This is a genomic window from Paenibacillus sp. FSL H7-0942 (assembly GCF_045040715.1).
In the GTDB taxonomy this organism is placed as follows: Bacteria; Bacillota; Bacilli; order Paenibacillales; family Paenibacillaceae; genus Paenibacillus; species Paenibacillus amylolyticus.
In genome coordinates this window covers 5025728-5036850 of sequence record NZ_CP150279.1, presented here as the reverse complement: position 1 = coordinate 5036850, position 11123 = coordinate 5025728, and the positions used below count along the sequence as shown (strand labels likewise).

Sequence of the window (11123 nt, the reverse complement as noted above, 5' to 3'; positions counted from 1 at the left end):
ACTCGCTACCGTATGTATCATTTTGTTTCTCGTGTTGCTTTTGTGAGATGTGAATCCAATGCTCAACACGGGATATTCAGGTGCCCCATTTTGTATATCGATCATTTTGTCTGGAATATAAAGGTTTTTTAATCGTTTTCGTGGAAAAAGAGACATATGTCCTACATAATGTATGAGGAATGTGCAACTGTGAAATCAAGATTCGGAATCGTTGTTCTCCAACAAAACGATATCTTCGCCCCGTTGTTGCCTGAAAGCAATATTGTCCCTCCCCCAAGCACACATGACATCCACGATGGTGTTGGCGGTAACGCCATATTCTGTAAGTCCATATTCAATTAAAGAAACCAACACCCTGGATGGGAAGAAAGGAACTTATGATGAAAACACTTGTTATTCTGGCACATCCCGATATCGAAAGTTCAAGAGTCAATCGTCGCTGGAAGGAGGAGTTGTTGCAGCATACAGATGATATTGTTCTTCACGAATTATATTCGGCCAACCCCGAATGGAAGTTTGATGTTTGCCGAGAACAAGAGTTGCTGGAGACGCATGATCATATGATGTTGCAGTTCCCGTTATATTGGTACAGTTACCCACCGCTGCTAAAGAAATGGTTTGATGACGTGTTTACCCATGGATGGGCGTACGGATCGAAAGGTAATCGATTGAAGGGAAAGCGGATGGGTCTGGCCATGTCCATAGGGGATAAGCAGGAGAATTATGCGAAAGATGGTTCCATCGGTTACAGCGTAGAGGAACTTGTTGCACCCTTCGTAGCAAGCATGAATCATGTAGGGGTTCAGGCGCTGCCGCATTATGCAGTCTATGGTGCCTCGTTCCAGGCTACGGATGAAGAGATTAACCGAAGTGCTGAAGAATACATGCGTTATATAAAGCAGTTCCGGGATTTTTGAAGTTAAAAGGTGAAGCTCTTCATAGAAAATGTACTGAAAAGGACCTGACTCCACACATGGTGAAGTCCAGGTCCTGATCAATAAACGAAACATTAATAACCGAATAAAACTACATTTATTCTACGCGGAAATAATCGAAATCTGCATATCCTCCGGTAGACTTCGTTGCATAATTGAATAGTGCAAACCGATATCCCATAAAGTGTGGCAGGGTGTAAGACATTTGAAGTGTATTGCCAATGGTTGTCCAGTTGCTGCCATTCAGGCTATAAGCAAAGTAGGCTTTGTCGGTTTGGTTCGTAAAATCACAGATGACGCGGAGATAGATTCTGTTCTGGTTGAATGGCACAGTTGCTACTTCAGTCATGGTGCCAGAACTGGCATTAGCCATAACGATGGATTTGGTGCTGCCCGTCATTTTTACGCCGACAAAACCATATTTCGCTTGAAAAGCAGCAAGTCCAGCATAATCACCATCCTTCATGCCGGCTGTATCCAAAGCGGTCATCCCCGTGCTTTTTGGACCAAAGGTTCGTTGTGTCAGGGTGTTGCGGGCTTCTAACAGGTTTTTGCTGATTTTGCCTGCGGTTAACCGCATGAAACCGGGCCGCTGGAGCAGGGACCAGTTGGCAGCATCAGGGTTATGATTCCACTGCCAGAAAGTACCGAGACTGGATGTACCAGAAGATGAATTGCTCGTCAGGGAGACGTCATCTACATAAAACGCCATCAAATCATTGGTCGGGTCCGGATTCGAGTTATACGGTGTTTCCACAAAAATAAAGCTTTGGGACAGGTCTGCATTCGACGGAACGGTATACGTACCTTGAATGGTACCCCACTGTCCACGGGTTAACGTCGCACTGCCCATAATGGTAATTCCGGTATAACTTGCACCGTTCTGGATGCTAAGATTGAACGTTTTGGTTGCAGGACCAGTAGTGTATTTGATCTTTGCCGAAAAAGAGTATGTTCCTCCCGGTACTAACTTCCCTGTAACCATCTGTTTGGCTCCGCCTGCTGTCTGCTGTCTGCCGCTGACGAGCAGGCTTTTTGTACCGCTGAATGCTTCGGCATTTGTTACGGTGATGTTCGCAGTATTGTTGCTGGTCCACGGCTGAATGCTGCTTTCCTCAAAGCCGCCGTTCACTAACAGTTGCGTTACTGAGGGTGTGCCTGATGTGGTTGCGTTGAACTCATCGGACCCGTAGATTTTGGCAGCAGGCTGACCTTCAACGGGCATATTCATGTTAAGGGGAACCTTGCCGTTCACCCCAAACACAGGCCAGTTATCAGACCACGTCACAGGAACGAGATAGGGGATGCGTCCAATGGCCCCGCTATCACGAAACAGCAAGCCGTACCAAGCGCCGGATGCGGTATCCACGATGCCTCCTTGGGCGATTCCCGAGTCTCTGAGTACAACTTTACCTGTGTATGGACCTGTCAATGTGTTTGCACGATAGGCAAGCTGAATGCGACCATCACCCGAAGGCCAGGCAATCAGGAATACATAGTACATACCATTGATCTTCTGAATGTGTGCTCCTTCTGCCTTTACAATCATGTTGGAGCCGGCAACACTGCTTGCGTTTGGAATCAGGACCTGATTGAGCCCGCCGGATTTAACGGCTTTGGCATCAGGTGTCAGCTCAACGATACTGATGTTATCACTGCCATGAACAAGAAAGGTTCGATTCCCGTCAAACAAAAGGGAGGGGTCATGGTAATAACTGTTCAATGTGTAAGGTGTCCATGGTCCTGTTTCAATATTGCTGGTTTGGTAAATATACGTCTTGCCCGTGGAAAGCGATCCAAAGGCCACATAATATATACCGTTGTTGTACCGCAAACTGCTCGCCCAGGAACCACGCCCATACTCGTTTTGTCCATTGTTCAGATTCTGTATATCCCCGTTTCCAAGCGTATCGTATACATAGTTTACGATGCTCCAGTTGACCAGATCATAAGACTTCATGACCGGGACTCCCGGATTCATATGCATCGTTGTGCTTGTCATATAAAATGCATTGCCTACCCGAATGACGTCACTGTCAGGAACATCCGCGTAAATAACCGGATTGCTGAACGTTGCGGCCGAAGATGCCGGACTTGTCAAAGGGAATGATGTTATAAGCAAAGGAAGAGCGAGTAGAAGAGCACTGATTTTTTTCCACATATTCTATCCTCCCAATTGATCATGTCCTAGGAATTAAAGCGAGTACTCCAGATAATCAATGTAAGCATCCCAAGTGCCATTATCCGTTGTTACGACCAGCTTGATTTCCTGATTGCCTGTACCGTGAGTGATGCCGGTGAGGGTTTGAACGGTCGGCTCCGTTCCCGTGAAGTAGAAAGAACCAGCGGTTACACCCCCGATGACCAGATCAACACGGGCTGTATTATTATTGTTGGAAGCGCCGCGGACAGAGAATTGATGGGTTGGGAATGCAAAATATTGATTGTATGCTGCATAATCATTGTTCCCGTAAAGAGCGACTCCATTAAAAGGGGAACTGACTACGCCAGCGTATTGACCGCCAAGCGTCATATTCTCGGCTTCGTAACGGGTAACGTTTGGATTGGGATTAGGATTTGGGTTAGGGTTGCCGCCCGAACCGGATGTGAACTGCCAGTAGTCCAGTTTGAACAGATTTCCATTGCCCGAGCCTGTAAACACCAGATACAAACGATGTACCCCTGTAGCATTGGTAACATTGGTCTCCATCTCGCGCCAAGTTTGCGAACCGCCAGTTGAACTTACGTTAAGTGTTCCAACTAGTGGGCCTGTCGGACTGTCCAGTCGAACCTCGATGTTGCCATTTCCGGTAGAAGCGACATTGGCCTTGAACTTGGAGGCTCCAGCTGAGCCAAAATCAACATTGCCGACCGCGATCCAATCCCCGTTATGAATATTAGTGACATTCTGATTGGCTACAGGTCCACCGCTCGCTTGACTCGGTTCAGTGTTAATTCCTGCTTGCCAGCCAATGGTTTCGGCTTCCACGCGGACATACGGGTTGAGGTTAGTGGTCTGAGGTACACCTGTCATATTCCCCTGAACTTCCTGGATTGTTCCATCCGCATTATGTGTCAGTTTGTTGATATGTGTGGAACGGTACCCTTTACCATCACCGAGGAATGCCTTGCTTACCGTTTGCGCATGGTACGCCACATACCATTCGTTGTTGAATTGGAACACGGCATGGTGGTTATTGCCGCCTACACCGAAGAACGTGCCGGGATTTTTCAGAAAGTGTCCTTTATACGTGAAAGGCCCCATCGGGCTGTCGCTGACCATGTATCCGATCTCACCTTTTGGATATGCAGTGGGGTGTGTTCCCGCGAAGTTGATGCAGTAGGAGTAATAATATTTGCCGTTATACTTGTGGATGCCAGAATCTTCGAACATATAAGGAGAATCAATAGTCACAGCACTGCCCACCACACTGGTCATGTCGGCACCGAGACGAATGACCCGAGCTGTTTTGGGATTGGCAATGGAAGCAGCATTGGTATCGTTCGGGATGCCGCCTCCAGCATACAAGTAAGCAGAGCCATCATCATCGACAAGTACAGCCGGATCAAAGAGCCATGTTACGCCGGACATACCCGGTGTACCGTGAGTCAGGAGGGCACGACCAATTGGATCGGACCACGGTCCAATGGGGGAATCAGCCGTGAGTACGCCAATACCTCCACCCGAGTTGGCAAAGTACAGGAAAAACTTTTCTTTGCCAGCAATGGTTTTCTTCGCCATGGCAGGAGCCCAGGACTGAGTAGCCCATTTGGCAATTCCTTGTCCATTATTGGCATTATTCGCACCTGCTACCGGGATGGAACCATGGTCTGTCCAGTTCACCATGTCAGCTGAGGAGATGACGTTAATTTTCCCGATCGTGCTGTACTGGTTCTCTCGGACAGAGCCGTCACTGTTGTACAGATATGCATCACCTGTCATGTAGACATAGACCCGATTGTTATGGACGAGCACATAAGGATCGGCTCCCAGTTTATGATCGATGAGGGGATTAGAGTTTCCAGGAAGTTTGGCAACGGCTGCATTGGCTGCATGGCTCGATTCAACGGGCAGGGTGACAAAGATTAGCAGACACGACAACAACAAAACTAGCGGTTTACGAATCATACGTTTCGCCTCCATGAGATTGGATTAGTTGGTGAGCTGAAATTCAGGATAGCTGAGATGATGAAATGCCGAAAAAACGAAAAGATTTTCCTCATGTCACCCCCTTCTTGAAATAATGGTTAGGTTGGCTGTTAGGATAAGTCTTCATGTTGTCATGTATGGTTTAAGCCAGACAACCTGTGCACCGGGTACGTGGTCACGGCAGCAAGGGGAGTGGCTATAACCCGAAGTAAGCCTGCATCTGTGGGTGCGATTAGAAAAACTATAATCTGTCAGGTTTCTTTTTGTAATCGCTTTCAATAAAATGGGCTAGAACACTGAAATTTGGCGAAGAAAGAGGTTTGGCCACATTTAAATGTAATTATCTTTCATATTTTCATTTAAATGTTTATTAACTTGACGATATCATATCACAATTTTAAGATAATACAATCTTTTTCTATTTTTTAGTAGAGGATGAAGAAAATGATTATTCTATGTGTTTAACATTGGGCTTGATGGTAAAATACGATCTCATATTCTATAAAACTACACTTTCAAGCATAGCTTTACCCGGCCAACAATTAGATACGAGAAAAAGACGTCTTAAGCTGTGACCGTTTCCCTGGAATCTACCAGAGGAACGGTTATTTTCGTTTTTTTCTGGAATCGATCCTGGTTATATAACAAAATCTACTCTTACTTGCTGACCAACTTTTACATTGCATAATTTCTTCTCTTTGTTGTACATATTCCAGTTTTTGTATAGCTAAAGCCCTGAGCGTAGAAGGTTGTTAAGTGATAATGGTGGGGTGCCCCCTGTGTTTTGTCCACACCGTTGATTGAGTGTTTGAATATTACTATCTAGTGAGCTTATGCCAAATACTGCTAGAGTCAGAGGTTCATAAAGGTGGGATGGGAAAAATGGCTATTTTGTCGACTGGGCCGATTGAAAACAATCCGGTTTCCGGGGTTAGACCGACCCAACAGGTAACGATTAGATTGGTAAGTCGGGCTGAGGTGGACTCTGTAACAGTATCCATTCAGGGGTATGTGCTAAGCACAACAAGAACGCTGTATGTGAGTGAAGTAATCAGTATTGCTCCTAATGAAGCAGTGACCAGAACTTATTTTGCAGATTTAGCTGCTTTTGAGTTTGTTTTTGGAACAGACGTGGAAGGTGTGGAGGAAGTAGGGATTTCATTGTGGGGCAAACAAGCCTCTGGGCAATTGGTAGATGCACACCGGGTGGTGGAGCACGAAAATACAGTTAATGACATCTAGGAGATCAGAAATCCCCAAAAGAGGAGATGTAGCGATGAGCTTTTTATCAACAGGGCCAATAGAAAATAATGCTGTTAGCGGTGTAAGGCCGACTCAGACAGTTACAGTTAAAATTGATAACCGTAGTGATGTGAGTACCTCAACCATACAAATACAAGGGTATTACATGAGTGGTGGAATGAGGGTTCTGTATGTCAGTGAGTCTTTTGACATCGCACCTAATCAAATAGTAACCAACAACTATTTTGCCAATCTGGATGCCTTCGAGTTTACTTTTACAACAACAGCGACGGTTAATGATCCTGTTCAAGTATCCGTATGGGGGAAGAGCAACACAGGCGCATTGGTAACAGCCCATCGTTTGGTTTCTTCCGAATTGCTGGGTGAAACCCCAAGCATCAACGGAGCTACAGGCGCAACTGGGGCTACGGGGGCGACAGGCACACCAGGGACAGCTGGAGTGACAGGTGCAACAGGAGCACAAGGCACAGCAGGTACAACGGGAGTAACCGGAGCAACAGGCACAGCAGGTACAACGGGAGTAACCGGAGCAACAGGCACAGCAGGTACAACGGGAGTAACCGGAGCAACAGGCACAGCAGGTACAACGGGAGTAACCGGAGCAACAGGCACAGCAGGTACAACCGGAGTAACGGGAGCGACAGGCACAGCAGGTACAACCGGAGTAACAGGAGCGACAGGCGCATCAGGTACAACCGGAGTAACCGGAGCGACAGGCACAGCAGGTACAACGGGAGTAACGGGAGCGACAGGCACAGCAGGTACAACGGGAGTAACGGGAGCGACAGGCACAGCAGGTACAACCGGAGTAACGGGAGCGACAGGCACAGCAGGTACAACGGGTGTAACCGGAGCGACAGGCACAGCAGGTACAACAGGAGCAACAGGAGAAACAGGCGCACCAGGTACAACGGGAGTAACCGGAGCAACAGGCACAGCAGGTACAACCGGAGTAACGGGAGCAACAGGCACAGCAGGTACGACCGGAGTAACGGGAGCAACAGGCGCATCAGGTACAACGGGAGTAACCGGAGCAACAGGAACAACAGGTACAACAGGTGTAACCGGAGCAACAGGTACAACCGGGGCTACGGGTGCGAGTGGTTCTGGAACAATTATTCCTTATGCATCAGGACTTCCTGTTGTGTTGACTACAGTTTTGGGTGGACTTTTGAATACTTCCAGTTTAGTTGGTTTTGGTAACAGTTCTACCGGAGTAAGTGTTAACGGAGGAATTATTGATCTCACAGGCGCTGCAGGCACGTTGCTTAACTTTGCTTTCTCAGCATCGCGTGCAGGAACGATTACTTCACTGGCCGCTTATTTCAGCACAACAGCCGGACTAAGTTTGGTTGGATCTACAGTAACCTTAACTGCACAATTATTCCGATCCACTACACCTAATAACTCCTTTACAGCTGTACCAGGTGCATTGGTAACCTTAGCTCCTCCACTGACCGGCATTTTGGCACTGGGCACAATATCCAGCGGGGTGACTACAGGACTGAGTATTCCGGTATCTGCCGGTGACCGCCTGCTTATGGTGTTCTCAGCATCAGTAACAGCCGGAATTGATGTGGCTACAACGGTAGCGGGATATGCAAGTGGCGGCCTTACCATCACTTAACGGAAAATGGGCTATATAACAAGTTTAAAGACAGGGACTCTTTCCAACATGGTGAGAGGTCCCTGTTTATGTGTGTGCTTTTGTTTTCAAACTCTCTTCAAATGAAAGATAAGGACTATACAAAAACATAAAAAGACGAGGATTGCTCCTCGCCTCGTACATACCGTGGCCTACTCAATTTCACTCTGTTTTGGTTAGGCTGTCTACGACAAATTTAAGTTGGGCTTCCAACGAAATTGGGTCACTAAACACGAAGCCACGGCTTTCCTCGCGATAAACGTGATTATTCTGGACAGCAGGGAGGTTATCCCAGATAGGACCTTCAAAAACGGAATCTCCACTCTCATCACCTGTCCATCCACTTACAAAGATATAATCTCCTGCATATTGTGGTAACAATTCAAGTGATAACTTGGCCCAACCTTTGCCGCTATCGATGGCTTCCTTCTGAATGATCGGCGGTGCCTTCAGGCCAAACTTTCCATAAATAATATCTCCACCTCTACCAAAGCTCCCGTAGGCATAAAATTCTTTGGCACTTCCCGTATCAAAAATCGAAACCGTGCGATCACCTACCGCTTGCTCCACGAGTGGTTTATATTCAGCGATCTTAGCATCCCACTCTGCGATCCAGGCCTTCGCTTGCTCTTCTCTACCAGTCATCTTGCCAAAATCCATCAATTGCTCCCGTAGAGGTATTCCATATTCAACAGCGACGGTCGGCGCAATTTTGGACAGCTCTTCGATCGTTTCAGGGTCATTCCAAACGACAATTAAATCCGGTTGCAACTCCATGATTTTCTCGTAGGGTACATCGTTACCGATGTTGACAACGTCATCGAGCTTTCCTTCTGTATAACTGTTAAAGGACTCATCACCAGTTCCAACAGGCTTAAGGCCAAGAGCTAGCAAATGACCGGTAAAGGCTCCTGCAACCATTACTACCCTTTGAGGTTTTTTGGGGATTTGTACTTCACCGTTAACCGCAGAATAGGTTACCATCTCCGAGCTTCCGTTTGTGGTGTTACTGATATTACTCTCTGCACCTACAGTTGGACTTTGCGTACTGCCAGTGCTTCCATTCGTGTTTGCTGGCCTGGAACATGCGCTAACCAATAGAGTTAGGCACAACAGTAGGGTAATTCCTACAGGTAGTTTGCTTCTATACATCCGTAAATCTCCTTTTTCGCTATGTTGATAATGATTATCATCTCTGATATCAATATAACGACGGAGTTTACGCGGAGCAATGGATGATCGAAGCCTAAGGATAGGACGATAAGAACCTTTTGTCACTTGTCCGGACTTATCCTTGAATTGCTTTGGTGTGACTCCCGTATGTTTTTTGAACATTCTTATAAAATAGGATACATCAGCATATCCGACGCTTGCAGCGACTTCTTGCAGAGATAACTCGGTCTTTTGCAACAGCGTTACTGCTTTGTTCATCCTAATACCGATTAAGTAATCGATTAGACTTGCGCCAGTTTCACGTCGGAAGTACTTGGACAGATAAGGGACGCTGTAATGGAATGTATGAGCGAGGGTTTCCCGCGTCAGCGGCTTGGCGTAGTGCTCCTGCATATAGCGTATAAGCTGAGAAGCAAGGTTAGGCCTAACAATGCTTACCTGCTGTTGATCCATTTGTCTGAGCAATTCATATACAAATTGATAGAATAGTGTTTTGGTATAGAGTCGCTCCAAGCGTCCCGGTTTATTCCACTCGCCCAGCATTCGCTCAGTGATTTCGTAGAGGATGGCAGGATGATATGGAATAAAACCGTACTGGAGGTGGAATGGCAATGGTTGATCCGGTTGTTGAAGTGTATGCTGCTTGCCAGATAGCGGTAAGGAGGCTTTGTAGAAAATTAGGTAATAATGAAAGGATTCGTCCGTTGGGATGATGTCCAGACGGGTGTTTTTGCCCCCATGAAGCATATAAAATGGTTTGGTAGCATGCTCATTTCCGTCTAAGATCACGGTTGCATTGCCATTCGTTACGTACAGAAAGGCGCTGGCAGGGAACAGGTAAGGACGTACGCACTCTTCGGCTTGTATGACAATATGTCGTACATCCATGATTTTGAGCGATGCACAATTCCAGATGAGTATGTGTTCTTGTACATTCAAGGTTGCTTTCAATAGAGAGTTGTCTTCCTTCCATGAGCTGTTGAAGCCAGCCTTTTATGTGGTGAGGTTATTATATAATAATATTAGTGGCTTTTTGTCACTTTCCAAAACGTTCCCCGTTTCCTTTACAGTCTTCCAAAGGCTACGATCAACGCAAGAACTATAAAAAAGATATTTACGCCGAGCTCCCGGTACTCTTTACGCCGAATATGAAACAGCATTCCAAGCAGTGTAACAACAGCCAAAGCGATTGCGGCGATCGGCGTAAGCACCGGAGTGATGTTCAGCGCCCAAGGCAAAACAAGGCCCAGCGCTCCGAGTAGCTCCGCGATACCGATCAAAATAACTAGACTTTTTGGCACATCATTGACCCAGGCCCAGGTCTTTTTTGACGACTCGATACGAATGGTTTTCATCCATCCTGAATATACGAAACCTAGCGCCAATATAAGTTGTACGATCCATAACGTTACATTCATCTTTTCTTATCCCCTCACTTGCTCGATTTAAATATCTGCCTCTATACTAAAGTGAGAAGGCCCAATCTGGAAGTAGGCACTTAAACCTAACCAGGTAACCAAAAGTATACCCGGGTATGGTCAGAAAGTGAGGAATAAGAATGACGGTATATTGTAAATTCGGAACGGCCTTGGATATCCTTACGGGTAAATGGAAATCTTTGATTCTTCTACGACTGCTGAGCAACGGTACAATGCGGTTCAGCGAATTACAAAAAGCCATTCCAGATATTTCAAAAAAAATGCTGACCCAGCAGTTAAAAGAACTGGAGTATCACGATATTGTGCATCGCGAAGTATATGCCCAAATTCCGCCTAAGGTCGAATACTCGATTACGGAGTACGGACAGCTCATGAAACCTGTGCTCCAGACAATGAGCGACTGGGGAGCCGGCCATATGCAGCATATGGAGAAGCTGTACAGCGAAGAAGACGAAAAAGGAGCACACCAATCCGAACCACGGAGAATCGATTCCTTGGGGGGATAGGGTGACAAGGGA

The 11123-nt window shown here is 46.5% G+C and carries 8 protein-coding genes; 4 read left to right on the top strand and 4 right to left on the bottom strand.

What is annotated here, in order from left to right; all coding sequences use genetic code 11:
- Positions 1 to 380 precede the first annotated feature (380 nt).
- Positions 381 to 917, top strand: a complete 537-nt coding sequence (locus MHI48_RS22340) for an NAD(P)H-dependent oxidoreductase (RefSeq protein ID WP_076328248.1) — start codon at positions 381 to 383, stop codon at positions 915 to 917.
- Between the two features lie 115 nt (positions 918 to 1032).
- Here the strand turns inward: MHI48_RS22340 and MHI48_RS22335 are convergent, their stop codons facing one another.
- Together MHI48_RS22335 and MHI48_RS22330 are read right to left on the bottom strand one after the other, a co-directional pair.
- Positions 1033 to 3096: a family 43 glycosylhydrolase gene (locus tag MHI48_RS22335; RefSeq protein ID WP_076328168.1), complete on the bottom strand. Its 2064-nt coding sequence runs from the start codon at positions 3094 to 3096 to the stop codon at positions 1033 to 1035.
- Positions 3097 to 3129: 33 nt separating this feature from the next.
- Positions 3130 to 5064, bottom strand: a complete 1935-nt coding sequence (locus tag MHI48_RS22330; RefSeq protein WP_076328167.1) for a carbohydrate-binding protein — start codon at positions 5062 to 5064, stop codon at positions 3130 to 3132.
- Positions 5065 to 5967: 903 nt separating this feature from the next.
- On the opposite strand from MHI48_RS22330, the gene MHI48_RS22325 reads away from it, so the two are divergent.
- Together MHI48_RS22325 and MHI48_RS22320 are read left to right on the top strand one after the other, a co-directional pair.
- Complete coding sequence (locus MHI48_RS22325; protein ID WP_076328166.1) at positions 5968 to 6327, top strand: hypothetical protein; 360 nt, start codon at positions 5968 to 5970, stop codon at positions 6325 to 6327.
- Between the two features lie 34 nt (positions 6328 to 6361).
- On the top strand, positions 6362 to 7975 hold the full coding sequence (locus MHI48_RS22320) for an exosporium glycoprotein BclB-related protein (RefSeq protein WP_405141779.1): 1614 nt from the start codon (positions 6362 to 6364) through the stop codon (positions 7973 to 7975).
- A 180-nt stretch (positions 7976 to 8155) separates the two neighbouring features.
- Here MHI48_RS22320 and MHI48_RS22315 read toward each other — a convergent pair whose 3' ends face one another.
- Both MHI48_RS22315 and MHI48_RS22310 read right to left on the bottom strand, forming a co-directional pair.
- On the bottom strand, positions 8156 to 10054 hold the full coding sequence (locus MHI48_RS22315) for an AraC family transcriptional regulator (protein ID WP_405141777.1): 1899 nt from the start codon (positions 10052 to 10054) through the stop codon (positions 8156 to 8158).
- Positions 10055 to 10230: 176 nt separating this feature from the next.
- A complete protein-coding gene (locus tag MHI48_RS22310) occupies positions 10231 to 10584 on the bottom strand; it encodes a DoxX family protein (protein ID WP_036615282.1) in 354 nt (117 codons plus the stop codon).
- Between the two features lie 140 nt (positions 10585 to 10724).
- Between MHI48_RS22310 and MHI48_RS22305 the strand changes: the two genes are divergently transcribed.
- A complete protein-coding gene (locus MHI48_RS22305) occupies positions 10725 to 11111 on the top strand; it encodes a helix-turn-helix domain-containing protein (RefSeq protein ID WP_036615280.1) in 387 nt (128 codons plus the stop codon).
- Positions 11112 to 11123: the final 12 nt, after the last annotated feature.

Excerpts from the sequence above, each read along its gene's own strand:
- MHI48_RS22325 (WP_076328166.1), top strand. The coding sequence starts at position 5,968 with ATGGCTATTTTGTCGACTGGGCCGATTGAAAACAATCCGGTTTCCGGG.
- MHI48_RS22320 (WP_405141779.1), top strand. The coding sequence starts at position 6,362 with ATGAGCTTTTTATCAACAGGGCCAATAGAAAATAATGCTGTTAGCGGT.
- MHI48_RS22330 (WP_076328167.1), bottom strand. The coding sequence starts at position 5,064 with ATGATTCGTAAACCGCTAGTTTTGTTGTTGTCGTGTCTGCTAATCTTT.
- MHI48_RS22315 (WP_405141777.1), bottom strand. The coding sequence starts at position 10,054 with ATGGATGTACGACATATTGTCATACAAGCCGAAGAGTGCGTACGTCCT.
- MHI48_RS22305 (WP_036615280.1), top strand. The coding sequence starts at position 10,725 with ATGACGGTATATTGTAAATTCGGAACGGCCTTGGATATCCTTACGGGT.
- MHI48_RS22310 (WP_036615282.1), bottom strand. The coding sequence starts at position 10,584 with ATGAATGTAACGTTATGGATCGTACAACTTATATTGGCGCTAGGTTTC.
- MHI48_RS22335 (WP_076328168.1), bottom strand. The coding sequence starts at position 3,096 with ATGTGGAAAAAAATCAGTGCTCTTCTACTCGCTCTTCCTTTGCTTATA.
- MHI48_RS22340 (WP_076328248.1), top strand. The coding sequence starts at position 381 with ATGAAAACACTTGTTATTCTGGCACATCCCGATATCGAAAGTTCAAGA.